Annotated in this window: 14 protein-coding genes; 3 read left to right on the forward strand and 11 right to left on the reverse strand. The window is 72.1% G+C overall.

Going from position 1 to position 16,408, the window contains the following annotated elements; translation table 11 throughout:
- Positions 1 to 2: 2 nt before the first annotated feature.
- Genes GQR16_RS10740 through GQR16_RS10755 form a run of 4 tightly spaced genes read right to left on the reverse strand, consistent with a single transcriptional unit; the run spans position 3 to position 3,719 of the window.
- Positions 3 to 1,259: a branched-chain amino acid ABC transporter permease gene (locus tag GQR16_RS10740; protein WP_157415128.1), complete on the reverse strand. Its 1,257-nt coding sequence runs from the start codon at positions 1,257 to 1,259 to the stop codon at positions 3 to 5.
- Positions 1,256 to 2,134 carry a branched-chain amino acid ABC transporter permease gene (locus tag GQR16_RS10745; RefSeq protein ID WP_157415129.1) on the reverse strand — a complete coding sequence of 293 codons (879 nt, stop codon included), beginning with the start codon at positions 2,132 to 2,134 and terminating at the stop codon, positions 1,256 to 1,258. Before GQR16_RS10745 ends, GQR16_RS10740 begins: the two co-directional genes overlap by 4 nt.
- Positions 2,134 to 2,916 carry an ABC transporter ATP-binding protein gene (locus tag GQR16_RS10750; RefSeq protein ID WP_157415130.1) on the reverse strand — a complete coding sequence of 261 codons (783 nt, stop codon included), beginning with the start codon at positions 2,914 to 2,916 and terminating at the stop codon, positions 2,134 to 2,136. Before GQR16_RS10750 ends, GQR16_RS10745 begins: the two co-directional genes overlap by 1 nt.
- Positions 2,913 to 3,719: an ABC transporter ATP-binding protein gene (locus tag GQR16_RS10755; protein WP_157415131.1), complete on the reverse strand. Its 807-nt coding sequence runs from the start codon at positions 3,717 to 3,719 to the stop codon at positions 2,913 to 2,915. The genes GQR16_RS10750 and GQR16_RS10755 overlap by 4 nt, the downstream gene beginning before the upstream one ends.
- 138 nt (positions 3,720 to 3,857) lie before the next feature.
- On the opposite strand from GQR16_RS10755, the gene GQR16_RS10760 reads away from it, so the two are divergent.
- A complete protein-coding gene (locus GQR16_RS10760) occupies positions 3,858 to 4,799 on the forward strand; it encodes a DUF1214 domain-containing protein (RefSeq protein ID WP_246200728.1) in 942 nt (313 codons plus the stop codon).
- Between the two features lie 297 nt (positions 4,800 to 5,096).
- Here the strand turns inward: GQR16_RS10760 and GQR16_RS10765 are convergent, their stop codons facing one another.
- From GQR16_RS10765 to GQR16_RS10780, 4 genes are all read right to left on the reverse strand, one after another.
- Positions 5,097 to 5,861: a glucose 1-dehydrogenase gene (locus GQR16_RS10765; protein ID WP_157415132.1), complete on the reverse strand. Its 765-nt coding sequence runs from the start codon at positions 5,859 to 5,861 to the stop codon at positions 5,097 to 5,099.
- Positions 5,854 to 6,933, reverse strand: coding sequence for an NADPH:quinone oxidoreductase family protein (locus GQR16_RS10770; RefSeq protein WP_246200729.1), 1,080 nt, complete (start codon positions 6,931 to 6,933; stop codon positions 5,854 to 5,856). The genes GQR16_RS10765 and GQR16_RS10770 overlap by 8 nt, the downstream gene beginning before the upstream one ends.
- A gap of 8 nt (positions 6,934 to 6,941) precedes the next feature.
- Positions 6,942 to 7,541 (reverse strand): TetR/AcrR family transcriptional regulator, encoded by a 600-nt coding sequence (locus tag GQR16_RS10775; protein WP_157415133.1) that lies wholly within the window; start codon positions 7,539 to 7,541, stop codon positions 6,942 to 6,944.
- Between the two features lie 101 nt (positions 7,542 to 7,642).
- Positions 7,643 to 8,395 (reverse strand): SDR family oxidoreductase, encoded by a 753-nt coding sequence (locus GQR16_RS10780; RefSeq protein ID WP_157415134.1) that lies wholly within the window; start codon positions 8,393 to 8,395, stop codon positions 7,643 to 7,645.
- A gap of 124 nt (positions 8,396 to 8,519) precedes the next feature.
- On the opposite strand from GQR16_RS10780, the gene GQR16_RS10785 reads away from it, so the two are divergent.
- Entirely contained in the window at positions 8,520 to 9,911 is a 1,392-nt protein-coding gene (locus tag GQR16_RS10785; protein WP_425482621.1) for an MFS transporter, read from the forward strand.
- 108 nt (positions 9,912 to 10,019) lie between these two features.
- Here the strand turns inward: GQR16_RS10785 and GQR16_RS10790 are convergent, their stop codons facing one another.
- Both GQR16_RS10790 and GQR16_RS10795 read right to left on the reverse strand, forming a co-directional pair.
- A complete protein-coding gene (locus GQR16_RS10790) occupies positions 10,020 to 10,880 on the reverse strand; it encodes a 3-hydroxyacyl-CoA dehydrogenase (protein ID WP_157415135.1) in 861 nt (286 codons plus the stop codon).
- A complete protein-coding gene (locus GQR16_RS10795; RefSeq protein ID WP_157415136.1) occupies positions 10,877 to 11,401 on the reverse strand; it encodes a MarR family winged helix-turn-helix transcriptional regulator in 525 nt (174 codons plus the stop codon). The genes GQR16_RS10790 and GQR16_RS10795 overlap by 4 nt, the downstream gene beginning before the upstream one ends.
- Positions 11,402 to 11,748: 347 nt before the next feature.
- Here GQR16_RS10795 and GQR16_RS19735 point away from each other — a divergent pair, with 347 nt between their 5' ends.
- Entirely contained in the window at positions 11,749 to 13,188 is a 1,440-nt protein-coding gene (locus tag GQR16_RS19735) for a choice-of-anchor A family protein (RefSeq protein WP_157415137.1), read from the forward strand.
- 104 nt (positions 13,189 to 13,292) lie between these two features.
- On the opposite strand, the gene GQR16_RS10805 is transcribed toward GQR16_RS19735, so the two are convergent.
- Positions 13,293 to 16,400 carry a DEAD/DEAH box helicase gene (locus GQR16_RS10805; RefSeq protein ID WP_157415138.1) on the reverse strand — a complete coding sequence of 1,036 codons (3,108 nt, stop codon included), beginning with the start codon at positions 16,398 to 16,400 and terminating at the stop codon, positions 13,293 to 13,295.
- Positions 16,401 to 16,408 lie beyond the last annotated feature (8 nt).

Raw genomic sequence — 16,408 nt, forward strand, 5'->3', positions numbered from 1 at the left:
GATCACCTCTCTGTTGTGGTGGGGATGGGTTCTGCTGCGGGACTGGTGCGAGGTTCGGGGTCCGGATGCCGCGGGGCGGCGGTCGGCGTGACGGTTGCGGGTTCTGCGGCGGCGACCGTCGACGTCTGCATGGGCGGGGCGCCGCGCCGCGGCATCCGCTTCGTCCGGAGTCGCTTCGGCAGCGCCGCGCGGATACCGCCGGGCCAGGCCGCCGTGACGACGATGAGCAGCACGCCGAACACGAGCACGGGCAGGTTGCCCGTGAGGCGCTGCGCGGCGTCGGCCGAGAGATCGAGCGCACCGGTCGCGGTCTGGATGACCCACGGCAGCAGGACGATCACGATCGAGCCGAGGAACGCGCCGAGCAGGCTGCCGAGTCCGCCGATCACGACGGCGACGACGAGCAGCAGCGAGAACGCGAGCGTGTAGGCACCCGGGCTCACCGACTGGGTCACGAAGCAGAGCACCGCGCCGCCCGCGCCGGCCGCGATCGAGCTCGCCGTGAAGGCGAGCACCTTGACGCGCCCGGCCCGAACGCCCTGCAACCGGGCGGAGGTCTCGTCGTCGCGCACGGCACGCATGCGCAGTCCGGCGGGTCCGTTGCGCAGGACCGCGAGCCAGGTCACGACCGCCGCGGCCACGAGGATCGCGACCCAGGCCTGCCATTGCTCGACCGCGATGAGCGTGCGGAGGGCGGGCGGCACGCCGTCGTACGCGATCTGCACGCCCTGGTCGCCGCGGAACACGCCCGAGAACACCGCGGTGAAGGCGGGCAGCGCGATCACGAGCACGAGCGTCACGCCGGAGAGGTACGGACCCTTGAGTCGCGCCGCGGCGAGCCCGAGGAGCAGACCCAGCAGGGCGGATGCCGCGGCCGCTGCCGCGAGCGACACCACGAAGCGCGGCACGCCGTCGACCCCGGCGTCGGTCAGCGCGTTGGCCGCGAGCGCGTACCCGTAGCCGCCGGCGGCCATGAGCGCGGCGTGTCCGAGTGAGAGCTGACCCGTGAGGCCGATGAGCAGTGTGAGTCCGGCGGTCGCGCAGAACGTCGCGGCGATGAGGGCGAACTGGTAGTTGCGGTACGGGTCGAGCAGGAACGTCGCGCCGATCGCGACGAGCGTGAGCACGAGCGCGGTGGCGAGCAGGCGCGAGGTCGGGCGGCGGGCCGATGCGCCCGGGCGCGCCGCGCGGATGCTCGTCGTGAGCGGTCCGGCGGTGCGGGGCGTCTGCGGGCGGGGCGTCTGCGTGCGGGCGCTCATGCGGTCCTCGCCTCGGTCGCGGCGAAGAGCCCGCCGGGGCGCACGAGCAGCACGGCCACGAGCAGCCCGAGCACCGCGATGGGGGCGACGGTCGCGCCGAGGTATCCGGTCACGAGGCTGATGAGCACGCCGACGACCAGGCCGCCGACGAGCGCACCCGGTGGCGAGTCGAGCCCGCCGACCACGGCGACCGTGAACGCCGAGACGAAGAGCATGTCGGCCGAGTGCGGGTTCAGGCCGAGCTCGGTCGGCACGAGCAGCAGCGCCGCGAGTGCGCCGACCGCGGAGGCGAGCACCCAGCCGGCCGTGACCATGCGGGCCACACGCACGCCGAGCAGGCGCGACACCTCCGGCGCGAAGGCCGAGGCACGCAACTGCAGGCCGAGCGAGGTGCGTGTGAAGATCAGCGCGAGCAGCCCCATGAGCCCGATCGCCACGACGAGCACGAACAGGTCGTACGGCGAGAGCACGGGCACCCCGCCGAGCACGATCGGCGTCTCGGGGAACGGCGCCTCCATGGGGCGTGCGTTCGGCCCGAACGCGATGCCGAGCAGCGACTGCAGCACCATCACCACGCCGATCGCGATGATGACGCCCGACAGCGGCGACGCGTGCGACGCGAAGCGCATGACCCCGCGCTCGACGATGAGGCCCATGAGACCGCCGGCGACGAGGGCGCTCGCGAGGCCGATCCAGTACGAGCCGGTGAGCCCGGTCACGGCGAAGGCGACGTAGGTGGCGACCACGGCCATCGCACCCTGGGCGAAGTTCACGACGCGGGCGGCCCGCCAGATGAGCACGAGGGAGAGCGCGAAGAGGGCGAAGATCGCGCCCCGCGCGAGTCCGGTGGCGAGCAGGAAGAGGAGGCGGTCCATCAGAATCCCAGGTAGGCGTGGCGGAGGGCGGAATCGGTTCGGAGGTCTTCGGCCGGGCGATCGGCGACGACCTCGCCGAGGTTCAGCACGACCCCGTGGTCGGCGACGGCGAGGGCGCTCGTCACGTTCTGCTCGGCGAGCAGCACCGTGAGGCCCCGCTCGTCGCGGAGGGCGCGCAGCACGGCCATGATCTGAGCGACCACGCGGGGCGCGAGCCCGAGCGAGGGCTCGTCGAGCAGCAGCACCCGCGGCTCGGCGATGATCGCCCGGCCGAGGGCGAGCATCTGCCGCTCGCCGCCCGACAGCTGGTGCCCGGCGGCCCGGCGGCGGCGCGCAAGCGGCTCGAACAGGTCGTAGACGCCGTCGACCGCCGATGCGAGCCGGCGCCCGCGGAATCGCTGCAGCCCGCCGAGTCGGAGGTTCTCGTCGACCGTGAGCTCGGCGACGACGCTGCGCCCCTCGGGCACCTGCGCGAGGCCGGCTCGGGCACGGTCCTCGACCCGGACACCCGCGAGATCGACGCCGTCGAACACGATGCGGCCGGATGCCACCGGCACGAGCGCTGAGACGGTGCGCAGCAGCGTGGTCTTGCCCGCCCCGTTCGCCCCCAGCAGCGCCACGATCGCGCCGGCCGGCACTCGGATCGAGACGTCGCGCAGCACGGGCGCCCCGCCGTAGCCGACGGTGAGGCCGTCGAGCTCGAGGGTGCCGCCGGCGCGGGCGCCGGTCGCCGTGGAACCGGTGCCGGCGGCAGGGGATGCGCTCTGCGGCTGCGCGCTCATGCGGCCGGCTCGATCCCGAGGTACGCCTCTTCGACGCGGGGGTCGGCACGCACCTCGTCGGGCGTGCCGCAGGCGATCACGCGCCCGAAGTCGAGCACGATGATGCGGTCGGCGACGCCCATCACGAAGTCGACGTGGTGCTCGACGAGCAGCACCGAGCATCCGGATGCCGCGACCTCGCGCACGACGTCGGCGAGCGCGTCGATGTCGTCCTCACCGAGCCCGCCCGCCGGCTCGTCGAGCAGCAGCAACGCCGGATCCGTCCCGAGCGCCCGGGCGAGTGCGACGCGCTTGCGTTCGGGGTAGGGCAGGGCGGCGACCGGCACGGCGGCGAGGTGCGCGATGCCGAGCCGCTCGAGGCATCCGCTTGCCTGCGCTGCCGCTTCGGCATGCTGCACGCGGCGCACCGTTCCCGACTCGAGCGGAACGAGCACGTTCTCGAGCACGCTCATGGAGTCGAAGAGGCCGAGGCCCTGGAGTGTGCGGGCGACGCCGCGGGCGACGAGCCCGGTCGGCCCGTTGGCGGCCGAGGCACCGTCGAGGCTGATCTCGCCGGCCGCCCGCCGCACGAGCCCGCACACGGCGTTGAAGACTGTGGTCTTGCCGGCGCCGTTGGGGCCGATGAGGGCGACGACCTCGCCCGCACCGACCTCGAACGAGACGTCGTCGAGCGCGGTGAGTCCGCCGAAGCGCACGGTCAGGCGGTCGACCCGCAGTCGCGGAGCGGCGGCGGATGCGGCGGATGCTGCTGCAGGGGATGCGGCGGTGGAGCCCGGCTCCACGCCGACGGGCGTGTGGTTCATCGGCACCTCTTCGTGTCGGTTGCAAGGTCACTGTACAACAGATACCGACCAGACGGTATGCCGAATCGAAGCCCGATCGCGACGCGCCGCGACGGCTGCCTCGACGTCCCTCGCGAGGTGGCGTGCGACGATCGACCGGTGAGCATCCACGTGAACGTCGACAACTTCGCCCGCGCCGAGACCGACCGCATGTTCCACGACCTGCAGCGCAACGCGGGCGGCGTCGGCCGGTTCCTGCACAACCGCGAGCCGGCCTCGGTCGAGGATCAGGCGGTGATCCGCCTGAACCGCGACACGCTCTACAGCTTCGCCGTGGTCGACGCCGCAGCCGGCGCCACGCTGACGCTCCCCGAGCACGGCGATCGCTACCTCTCGGCGATGGTCGTCAACGAGGACCACCACATCGATGCCGTGTTCCACGACCCCGGCGAGTACGAGATCACCGCCGACCGCTTCGGCACGCCGTATGTCGTGCTCGCCGTGCGGATCCTCGTCGACCCCGCCGATACGGCCGATCTCGCCGAGGTCGTCGCCCTCCAGGACGCGATCTCCCTGGCCCCGCTCGCGGAGCCGACCGCCTTCGAGTTCCCCGACTACGACACCGCCTCATTCGACGAGACGCGCGACGCCCTGCTCGCCCTCGCCCGGAATCTCCGCGACTTCGACCACATGTTCGGTTCGAAGGACGAGGTCGACCCGGTGCGCCACCTCATCGGCACTGCCGCCGGATGGGGCGGCCTCCCGAGCAGCGAGGCCGCCTACATCGGCGTCGACCCTCGACTGCCCGTCGGCAGGTACGAGCTCACGGTGACGGACGTCCCCGTCGACGGCTTCTGGTCGATCTCGGTGTACAACGCCAAGGGCTTCTTCGAACCCAACGAGCGCGGCGCGTACACGGTGAACAACATCACCGGAGTGCGCAACGCCGACGGCTCGACGACCGTGCGCTTCGGCGACTTCCCCGCCGACGTGCCGAACGCGATCCCGATCACCGAGGGTTGGAACTACCTCGTGCGGCTCTACCGTCCGCGCCCCGAGATCGCCGACGGCAGCTGGACCTTCCCAGCCTTGAAGGCGTAGCGCTCGCCGGCCTGCGGGGCTCGCCGCGGGTCGCGGGACTCGGCATCCGGATGTCGCGAATCGGCGCTTCGCGACCACTCGGCGTTCCACCACGCGCGTCCTCACCGCGGGGCGGACGCGAATGGTCGCAATCCGGCCTCGATGGCGACCATTCGCGTCCGCGCGTGCAGGCGTGCAGGCGAGGAGCGCGTACAGTCGAGGAAGTGCGTGCAGGCGAGGAAGTGCGTGCAGGCGAGGAGCGCGTGCAGTCAAGGCAGTGCGGCGCCACCCGGCGCGGCTCGCGACGTGAGCACGCGCTCAGTGGTGCGGGATGCCCGCGATCATGCCGCCGTCGACGACGAATTCCGCGCCGCTCGTGAATGCCGAGGCGTCGCTCGCGAGGAACACGATCGTGCCGGCGACCTCGTCGGGAACCGCCGGGCGGCCGAGCGGGATGTCGAGCTTCGACGGATCGATGCGGGTCGTCATGTCGGTGAGGATGAGCCCCGGATGCACCGAGTTCACGCGGATGCCGAAGGTGCCGAGCTCGACGGCGAGCGACTGACTGAGCCCGCGCACGCCGAACTTCGAGGCCGTGTAGCCGTGCAGCCCGGGAGATCCGCGCATGCCCTCCACCGAGGAGATGTTGATGATCGAGCCCGAACCCCGCGCCTTCATCGCAGGCACGACCGCGCGGCATCCGAGGAACACGCCGGTGAGGTTCACGGCGATCACGGCGTCCCACTTCGCGAGCGTGAGGTGCTCGATAGGGGCGGCGTTCGCGATGCCGGCGTTGTTCACGAGCACGTCGATCGACCCGAAGGCGTCGAGCGCCGAGGCGGTCGCGAGCGCCCACGAATCCTCGTCGGTCACGTCGAGGTGCACGTATCGCGCGTCGGATCCGAGCTCGGCGGCGAGCGCCTCGCCCTCATCGCGCAGCAGGTCGGCGATCACCACGCGGGCGCCGGCGGCGTGCAGCGCCCGCACGTAGGCGGCGCCGAGTCCGCGCGCGCCGCCGGTGACGAGGGCGACCCGCCCGTCGAGGTCGATGCTCGTCGTGCGGCTCGTGGTGCGCTCAGACATCCGACGCCCCCACCCGGACGACGAGGCGGCCGACCGTCTGGCCGCCCGCGAGCTCTTGGATCGCGGCCGGCGCCTCGCCGAACTCGACCACTCCGCCCGCGACCGGCGAGATCGCTCCGGTCTCCGCGAGGCGCACGAGCTCGGCATGGGCCTCGCGCACGAGTTCGGGCCGCTGCTGCTGGTAGAGCGCCCAGTGCAACCCGAGCACCGAGTAGTTCTTCACGAGCGCGTGGTTGGCGCGAACGGGCGGCACCTCGCCGCTCGCGAAGCCGACCACGACGATGCGGCCCTCGAACGCGATGCACTTCGTCGTGCGCGTGAACGCGTCGCCGCCGACCGGATCGAACACGACGTCGGCGCCGCGGCCGCCGGTGAGGTCGTTGACGACCGTCGCGAAGTCCTCCTGCTCGGCGCGCACGATCACGGTGTCGGCGCCGGCCGCGCGCGCCGTCTCGGCCTTGGCCGTCGACCCGACGACGGCGATGACCCTGGCGCCGGCCGCGACGCCGAGCTGCACGGCCGCGGTGCCGACCCCGCCGGCCGCCGCGTGCACGAGCAGCGTCTCGCCGGGCTGCAGCGCGGCCCGACGGTGCAGCCCGAACCACGCCGTCTGGTACGCGATCACGAGGCCGGCGGCCTGCACGTCGTCGAGCGAGTCGGGCGCGAGGTGCGCGGCCTCCGCCTGCACGAGCGCGTACTCCGAGAGCACGCCGATGTGCGACGCGACGACACGGTCGCCAGGCACGAAGGGACGGATTCCCGCGACGGCGGCTGCGTCGCTCACGCCGTCGCCCATCGCCACGACCTCGCCGACGAGCTCGATGCCCGGCACGAAGGGCAGCTCGGGCCGCACCTGGTACTCGCCGCGGCAGAGCAGCACGTCGGGGAAGTTCACCGCGACGGCGCCCGTGCGCAGCAGCAGTTCGCCCGGCCCCGGCGACGGCACCGGCACGTCGTGCAGCTCGAGCACATCCACGGGCTCGCCGTGCCGCGCGACGCGCCACGCACGCATCGTTTCGGGCAGCGCCCCGACCTCGACGGCGGCGGTCGCCGCGGCGCTCGCCTGCGGCATCCGCCCACTCATTCCGGTCCGCCGTCGGCCGCCCGCGCATCGATGCCGGCGAGGAACAGGGCGGTCAGTTGTTCGGCGAGCAGCGTCTTGCCCTCCGGCCCCTCGGGCGAGTACCAGTGCGAGAGGTAGTGCACGTCGGCGAAGAAGTTCGCGATGAGCACCGGCCGCGGGATGTCGCTGCGGTAGAGCCCCTCGGCCTGCCCCTGCTCGATGAGCGCCGCGAACGCGTCGTGGTACTCGCGGCGCCGCCGTGTGACCTCGGACTGTCTGGGCGCGGTGAGCATGTGCATGCTGCGGAAGAACACCGTGCCCTCGGGCAGGAAGTCGATCGAGGTCTCGATCACGTCGACGCAGACGGCACGCACGACCTCGTCGACCGCGCCGCCGCGCTCGATGATCGCGTCGAGGTGCTCCTTCTGCAGCGAGAGCATGCGGTCGTAGATGCCGAAGAGCAGATCGTCCTTCGACTGGAAGTAGTGGTACATCGCGCCCTTGGTGACGCCGGCCGCCTCGACGACCTGCTGCACGCTCGTGTTCGCGTACCCGTTCGCGGCGAACAGCTCGACGGCCGCTCGCATCACGTCGTCGGCGACGCTGGTGTCCTTCATGTGGTTCTCGTCTCTGTCGGGTTCGGGAAGTCGGGTTCGGGATGTCGGTGGCGGATGCCGGTGGCGGATGTCGCGGCCGGGCGGGTCGCGACGGCTGCGCTTCAGCCGATCGGCCGCAGGCTCGCCCCGCCGTCGATGAGCAGCGTCTGCCCCGTGATCCACGCTGCATCATCGGAGAGCAGGAACGCCACCGGACCCGCCACGTCGTCGGGAACGCCGAGGCGCTGCAGCGGGTACTCGGCGGCGACCTCGGCCTCGCGGCCCTCGTAGAGCGCACGGGCGAACGCGGTCTTGACGACCGCGGGCGCGACGGCGTTCACGCGGATGCCGGGCGCGAGCTCGTGCGCGAGCTGGATCGTGAGGTTCACGAGCGCCGCCTTCGAGACGCCGTAGAACGCGATGCCCGGGGCCGCCGAGACCGCGGAGATCGAGGAGAGGTTCACGATCGACCGGGTGAGCCCGGCCGCCACGGCGTCACGGGTCCACTCGAGTGCGGCGATGACGTTGACCTCGAGGATCTTGCGGATCGCGGACGGCTCGACCTCGAGCACCGGCCCGTACACCGGGTTGATGCCCGCGTTGTTCACGAGATGGTCGATCCGGCCGTGCTCGTCGGCGATGTGGGCGAAGACCGCCGCGCGATGCGCCGGATCGTCGGCCTTGCCCGCGATGCCGGTGGCGCGCCCGGCCCCGGCGGCGGCGTCGATCTCGGCGACGGCCGTTTGGAGCGACTCCTCGGACCGCCCCGTGATCACGACCTTCGCCCCCTCGGTGGCGAGGCGTTTCGCGATCGCCAGGCCGATGCCCCGGCTGCCGCCCGTGATGAGCGCTACGCTGCTCTCGAACCTCTGCACGCGTCTCCCCTTCGAGTTCGCGGTCGTGTGATGGAGCCAGCATACCGACTAGACGGTATGTCACCAAGCCCGCATCGTCGTGTCCGAAGCTTCCGCTCAGCGGGGTGAAGATGGATGGGTGAGCATTCCCACCCCCGCGGCATCCCCGTTCTCCACGGTGCCGCCGTGGCGGCTCTGGCTCATCTGGGGCGTCGGCGTCGCGGCGTACATGCTCTCGATCACGAACCGCACGTCGCTCTCGGCCGTCGGCGTCGACGCGGCCGTGCGGTTCGACGCCGATGCCTCGACGCTCTCGATGTTCGCCGTCATCCAGCTCGCCGTGTACGGCGGCATGCAGATCCCGGTCGGCGTGCTGCTCGACCGCATCGGCGCCCGACCGATGATCACCATCGGAATGGCGCTCATGGCGATCGGGCAGGCGGTGCTCGCATTCGCTCCCGATGTCGGGTGGGCGATCGTCGCGCGCATGCTCGTCGGTGCGGGCGACGCGGCCGTCTTCCCGAGCGTGCTCCGCGTGGTCGCCGTGTGGTTCCCGGCCCGGCAGGCGCCGTTCCTCGTGCAGATGACCGGCATCCTGGGTCAGTTCGGCCAGCTCGCCGCGATCTTCCCGCTCGCGGCGCTGCTGCACGCGACCACGTGGACGATCGCGTTCGGCAGTCTCGCCGGGCTCGGCGTGCTGTTCACGGTGCTGACGTTCGCCGTGATCCGCAATCGCCCGCCCGACCGCGCCGAGGACGTCTCGGTCGACACGCAGACGGGTGCCATCCAGATCGTCCGGTCGTCGGTCGACTTCCGCGAGGGCTTCCGCCAGTCGTGGGCGCACCCCGCGACCCGGCTCGCGTTCTGGTCGCACTTCACGACGCCGTTCTCGGGCACGGCGTTCATGCTGCTGTGGGGCTTCCCGTTCCTCACGGTCGGCCAAGGGCTCACGCCGCCCGTCGCCTCGCTCGTGTTCAGCGTCTACGTCGTGTGCGGCATGCTCTCGGGGCCGGTGATCGGCGCCCTCTCGAGCCGGCACCCGATGCGCCGCTCCCGCATGCTCGTGCTGCCGATCATCGCGCTGCAGGCCGTGGTCTGGCTCGTCGTCATCGGCTGGCCGGGGCAGGCCCCGCTGTGGCTGCTCTTCGTGCTCGCGTTCGCCATGAGCACGGGCGGCCCCGCGTCGATGATCGGCTTCGACCACGCGCGCACGTTCAACCCGGCGCACCGCCTCAGCACGGCGACCGGCATCGTGAACGTCGGCGGGTTCCTCGCAGCCCTGCTCGCGATCCTCTTCATCGGTCTCGCGATGGACTTCCAGGGCGCCGGAACGCCCGACGCGTACACGCTCGACGCGTTCCGCATCGCTTTCCTCACGCAGGTGCCGCTCTGGGTGCTCGGCGCGACGTTCATCGTCGTCGAACGCCGTCGCACGCGCGTGCACCTCGGCCTCGACGAGCCGCGCGTGAGGCGCCGTCGTCGTGATCCGCTCGCGTCGGCGGGCGACACCCCGGGCGACGAGCTCCCGCTCGACTGAGCCGGCGAGATCGGCGAGACGGCAACGCCCTGAAGACGACGGATGCCGCGTCGAGGCGTCTCGACGCGGCATCCGCTCGGCTCGACAGCGGGGCGAACCCCGCTCCGGTCAGGCCTTCGGGTAGGTGTAGAAGCCCTCGCCCGTGGCGACGCCGAGCTTGCCCTGGTCGATGTAGCGCTCCTTGATGAGGTCGGCGAACGCCTGCTGCTTCGGGCCGCCGGCCTTCGAGATGTTGTAGGCCGTGGTGAGGCCGACGATGTCGTAGATCTGGAACGGGCCCATGGGCGCGCCGGTGCCGATGCGCCAGGTCTTGTCGATCGCCTCGGGCTCGGCGATGCCGTCGACCAGCAGTTCGCCCGCGGCCGAGAGGAACGGCACGAGCAGCGAGTTCAGGAGGTACCCGGCCTTCTCCTTCTTGATCTCGATCGGGACCATGCCGATCTGGCCGGCGAACTCGGCGACGGTCGCGTACACGGCCGGGTCGGTGGCGTCGGTGCCCATGACCTCGGCGGTGTTGTGCGCCCAGACGCGGTTCGCGAAGTGCAGCGCGAGGAACCGGTCGGCGCGGCCGGTGAACGGCGCGAGGTCGCTCGGCAGCAGGGTCGACGAGTTCGTGGCGAAGATGGTGCGCTCGGGGGCGAGCGTCGCGAGTTGCTCGTACGTCGACTGCTTGAGCGCGAGCTGCTCCGGGATCGCCTCGATGACGAGGTCGGCGTTCGCGACGGCCTCGCCGAGGTCGGCGGAGTACGTGATGCGGCCGAGCGCGGCCTGCGCGCCGTCGGCAGCGCCCGCGACGCCCTCCTGCACGTAGGTCTCGGCGAGTCCGGCGAAGCGCTGCTTCGCGGCCTCGAGTGCGGCGTCGCTGATGTCGTAGGCGACGACGTCGAAGCCGCTGAACGCGGTCTGGTAGGCGATCTGCGAGCCGAGCACTCCGGTGCCCAGGACGGTGACGTTCGCGATGGCGGTCATTGCTGTTCCTTCTCTTCTGATGTCCCTTGTGGGGCGTTCTCGTGAGACCCGACCCGGGTCTCGAGCGGATGCCGCGGGCGGGTCTCGCCCGTGCGTCCGACGTTGAATCGCTGCAGGTCGCGCGCGAAGCGGGCGACCTCGGCGTCGCTCCAGCCGTCGAGCTGGCGGCTGACGATGCCGTGCAGGATGCCGATGGCCTCGTCGTAGGCGGCCTGCCCGGTCTCGGTGAGCTCGAGGGGACGACCTCGGCCCGCGGCATCCGCCACCTCGCGGACGACCCCGAGCGAGACGAGGCCCGCGAGCTGCCGCGAGACCGTGGATCGGTTGAGGCGGTAGGCCTGCGCGATGTCGACCGATCGGCAGCCGGGGTTGTCGACGATGAAGCCGAGGATCGACTGGTCGGTCATGCTCAGGCTGAGGTTCGCGGTGCGCGCATCGGCGACGCCCCGCCGGCTGACGACGATGAGCGCGCCGAGGATGTCCGATGTCGCGGTCTCGCGTGGTGCCGTCGTGCCGGTCATGTCGTCCTCCTGTTGCTTGAGACAACGCTACGCTCGTGTGTTGCATTCCGCAACAAAGCGGGAGAAGGGCGTCGGTGCGCGATGAACGGATGACGCGGCATCCGCCGATCGGATCGAAACGGTCGCTTCTCGCACCTTCGACGCATGGCGCACGGTCAGTCCGACGTGATAGTAAAGAAACCTGACGAACTCGCGTCATGATTCGCGGGTTCCGTCGTCTCTCGTAGTGAGGGCCGTTCGCACCCGCGGACCGCGCCCCACGGAGCACGAAGCTGCTCCACCGCGGGATCCGTCGATGACGGGCACCCATCCCGCGGAGTACCGCCCCGACCCGAACGGAGCCAACCGTGCACTCCCCCGCGCCTCGACGCACCCGCCTGCGCAAGAGCCTCAGCCTGCTCGCCGTCACCGGCCTCGCCGCGACCGGCGCCGCCGCGATCTCCGTGATCGGCGCCGCGCCCGCGACCGCCGCCACGCACACCGCGGCCGGCTCGCCCGCCGCGACCTGCCCGCCGAGCGGCGAGATGCCGCCGATGGGCCACCTGCCCGTGTTCACCGACTCGAGCGTCGCGGTCTTCGCCGGCGGCGACTACCGCGCCCAGGGCGGCGCGGCCGAGTCCGAGGGGCTGCTGCTCGTCGCGGGCGACGCGACGTTCGCCAAGACCGGCGGCGGCGTCTTCAACGTCGGCTCGGCCGGCTACGGCTCGGGCATCACGCCCGCAGGCGGCACGCAGATGCTCGCCGTCGGCGGCGACCTCACGACCGAGAACGGCACGCAGCTGCACATCGGCGCGAACCTCGACGGCGGCGGCGACGTCACGGTCGGCGGCGCGATCGCCGACGGCACGACGTTCGACCTCTGGGGCGGCAGCGCCACCGACGAGCTCGGCGCCGCGACGGCGATGAGCCCGAACTCCGGCTTCGCCGCGGTGCTCGAGGGCGCATCCGACGACCTCGCAGCGCTGGCCGCGACCGACATGGCGATCACGGGCGGCAACCAGGTGCTCTTCCGGAGCACCGAGGACCGCGCGCTCTACGTCTTCACCGTCTCGGCCGCCGCGCTCGGCTCGGCGAGCGAGGTCGTGTTCGACCTCGCGTCCGACTCGGCACCCGTGCTCGTCAACGTGACCGGCTCGAGCCTCGCGTGGGCTCCGAACTACTTCGCCGACGGGCCGGTGCGATTCGACGACCCGTCGGGCGCGATGTTCGGCACCTGGTCGTCGCGCCTCGCCTGGAACGTCGCCGACGCGACCACCGTCGAGCTCGGCCTGAACGGCCAGCTCATCGGCACCGTGCTCGCACCCGATGCGAATGCGCAGGTCAAGACCTCGACCAACGGCCGCCTGCTCATCGGCGGCGACCTCACCGTGAGCGGCAGCGGACTCGAACACCACAACTACCCGTGGATCGGCGGACACGGCCTCGACTGCACCCCCGAGGGCGGCACGGATCCGACCGATCCCACCGATCCCACCGACCCGACGGATCCCACCGACCCCACCGACCCCACGACCCCGCTGACGCCGATCGACCCTGCCGATCCGATCGATCCCGCCGACCCGACCGACCCGACCGATCCGACCGACCCGACGCAGCCCGAGGGCGACGACTCGTCGAACGTCGTGCCTCCGGTCGTCACGCCGACGGCGACGCCCGCCGCGACCACCGCGGAGAAGGCCGGACTCGCGTCGACCGGGTTCGACGCGCTCCCGCTGGCGATCGGCGCCGGCGCGCTCATCACCGCCGCCGGCATCACGTTTGTGATCGCGAGACGTCGCACCGCCTGATCGATCTGGTGATCGAGCTCACCTGACCGGTGAACGGATGCCCCGGGCCTCGGCTCGGGGCATCCGTCGTCTCCGCGGCGGTCGACGCCGCCACGGCCCCGACCTCACGCCTCGAGCAGCCCCCGGAGGTCGTCGGCCGTGAGCGCCTCGGCTGCGCGGGGGTCTGCGGCATCGGTGCCCTCGTCGAGGATCGAGGCCACCAGCTCGCCCTTGCGCGCCTTCAGCGCCATGACCTTCTGCTCGATCGTGTCGGCCGCGACGAGGCGGTAGACCATGACCTGCTTCGTCTGGCCGATGCGGTGTGCGCGGTCGACCGCCTGCGCCTCGCTCGCCGGGTTCCACCACGGGTCGAGCAGGAACACGTAGTCGGCCTCGGTGAGGTTCAGGCCGAAGCCGCCGGCCTTCAGGCTGATGAGGAACACGGATGCCTCGCCCGAGCGGAACCGCTCGATCTCGGCGTCGCGACGGCGCACCGGGGTCGAGCCGTCGAGGTAGGCGTACGGCACGCCGGCGGCCTCGAGCCGCGAGCGCGCACGCCCGAGGAACGACGTGAACTGGCTGAACACGAGCGCCCGGTGCCCCTCGGCGAGCACGTCGTCGAGCTGCTCGAACAGCGCGTCGAGCTTGGCGGAGGGCACGTTCGCGTACGCCTCGTCGTCGATGAGGGTCGCGTCGAGCGCGAGCATGCGGAGCAGGGTGAGCGACCGGTAGACGATGAAGCGGTTGCGGTCGAGGTCGTCGATGAGGCCGAGCAGCTTCTGCCGCTCGCGCTGCAGCATCGTGTCGTAGAGCCGCCGGTGCGACGGCGCGAGGGCGACCTCGAGCACCTGCTCCTGCTTCGCGGGCAGCTCGGGCGCGACGTCCTCCTTGGTACGGCGCAGCATGAGCGGCCGGATGCGGCGGCGCAGCCGGTCGCGTCGCTCGAGGTTGCGGTCGAGCTCGATGGGTCGTCGGTACTGCTCGTCGAAGCGGCGACGCGACGGGAAGAGCCCGGGTGCGACGATCTGCAGGATCGCCCACAGCTCGCCCAGGTCGTTCTCGATGGGCGTGCCGGTGACGGCGAGGCGGAACGGCGCGCGGATGCCGCGCGCGGCCGCGTGCACCTTCGTCGCCGCATTCTTCACGAACTGGGCCTCGTCGAGCACGAGCCCGCCCCACTCGAGCGCGCCGAACGCCTCGGCCTCGAGGCGCAGCACGGCGTACGTGGTGATGACGAGATCGGCGTCGGCCGCGGCATCCGCGATGCTGCCCCGACGCTTCGCCTGCGTCGAGATGACGGATGCGACGCGGAGGCCCGGCGTGAACCGCGCCGCCTCGCGCGCCCAGTTCGACGCGACCGAGGTCGGCGCGACGACCAGGAACGGCGCTGTCGAGCCGCGCTCGACGGTGTGCGCGACGAGCGCCAGCGTCTGCGCGGTCTTGCCGAGGCCCATGTCGTCGGCGAGGATGCCGCCCAGCCGGTTGGCCCAGAGGTAGGCGAGCCACCGGAATCCGGCGAGCTGGTAGGGCCGCAGCGGCAGCGCCAACCCGGCGGGCTCGGGCAGCGCCTCGACTCGCCCGTGCTCGAGGGCCGCCACCGTCGCGCGCCACGAGACCGCGGGCTCGGCCTCGTCGGCCAGGTCTTCGAAGTCGGCCCAGAGACTCGTGCGGCTCGCGTGGATGCGAACCCCGGTCTGCCACTCGTCGAGCGTGCCCGCCTCTTCGATGAGCTCCCGCAACGGGTCGAAGACCGGTTGGTTCAGCATGAGGTAGGTCTTGTCGACGAGCAGCAGTCGGCGCTGACCCTTCGCGAGCGCGCGGAACAGCGGCATGAACGGCACCGACCTGCCGTCGATCGTGATGATGACGCCGAGGTCGAACCAGTCGGTCTTGCGCGACTCGACCGTCGTGACGCGCACCTTCGCCGGTTCGGTGAGCAGCCGGTAGTCGGGGCGCTCGCCCTCGACCTCGATGCGCAGCGGATGCCGGTCGGCGAGCGCCTCGAGCTTCGGCAGCCGCTCGGCGCAGAACTCCGCTGCGTCGACCCCGCGGAGCAGCACGGTGTCGAGCGGAACCCAGCCGAGCACGTCGGCGACGCGTGCGAGGAGGTCGTCGTCGAGGTCGGGGTCGTCGACCGCGGCCGCGATCGATGCCGCGACCGCCTCGCTGCTGTCGACCCCGTCGGATGCGCCGACGAGCGTGGTGCGCCCGTCGGCGTGCTCCCAGTGCCACTCGAGGCGCAACACGTCTTTCGGCTCGAACCGGGCGGCGAGCACGAGCACGGCCGGCACCGGTGGAGGCGGGGTGAAGGACCCGTCGCGACTCGTCACGTCGATCGATCGGGCGAGCGACGGGAACGCCCTGAGGAACTCGGCCCGCTCGGCCGCGGGCACCTCGACGGCCCCCGCACCCGCGGGGGCCGACGCGCCGCCGCCCGACACGGCGCCGCCCGACACGGTGCCGCCCGACACGGACTCGAGCAGCGCGCGGCCCGCCGGAGAGACGGGCTCGACGAACGGCGCGAGCTCGAGGCATCCGTCGTCGAAGTCGAAGCGGTAGACGCCGTGCGAGCCCACCGCGCGCACGTCGGCGAGCGCCCTCGGCGAGCCGTCGAACGCGAGCTCCGGCGTGAGCGTCAGCGCGCCGTCGGCCGCCTCGTGCGCGTCGAGCGCGATCGCCGCGGCACCGTGCACGATGACCTCGGGCGTGACATCCGACCCGACGAGCCCGATGCCGAGCCTCTCAGCCTCGGCGAGCAGCGCCCACAGGAGCGGGCTCTCGAACTCGTCGAGCGTCACCCACTCGGACCCGTAGGTCGTGAACACGCTCGGCGAGCTGCCCTTCAGCAGCGCGAACTGCGCGAACCAGCGCGCCTGCACAGGGTCGAAGCCGCCGGCCTCGCCCTGATAGGCGATGTTCTGCCAGGTGAGCGCGCCCTTGATCCAGGCGCCGCGGGCACCCTGCGTGACCGGCCGCACCGCGAGTCGGTCGACGGATGTCGCGCGCCGGGCCGGTTCGTCGCGCGGACCCTGCCACTGGCCGCTGCGGCGCTGCACCTTGCGGCGCAGCTCGAACTGGAGCCCGAGCCGCTTGCCCGGCCCGCCGTCTGCGTCACCCCGGCCGGCACCGGATCCGCGCGCGCCCGCCGTCGAGGGCAGGGCGCCGAGCGGTGCGAGCGCCTCGCGCCAGTCGCCCGCGCGCCGCGAGGGGGTCTGCGGCGGCGAGTCGGTCACCCGTTCAT

Source organism: Agromyces allii (assembly GCF_009749385.1).
In the GTDB taxonomy this organism is placed as follows: domain Bacteria; phylum Actinomycetota; class Actinomycetes; order Actinomycetales; family Microbacteriaceae; genus Agromyces; species Agromyces allii.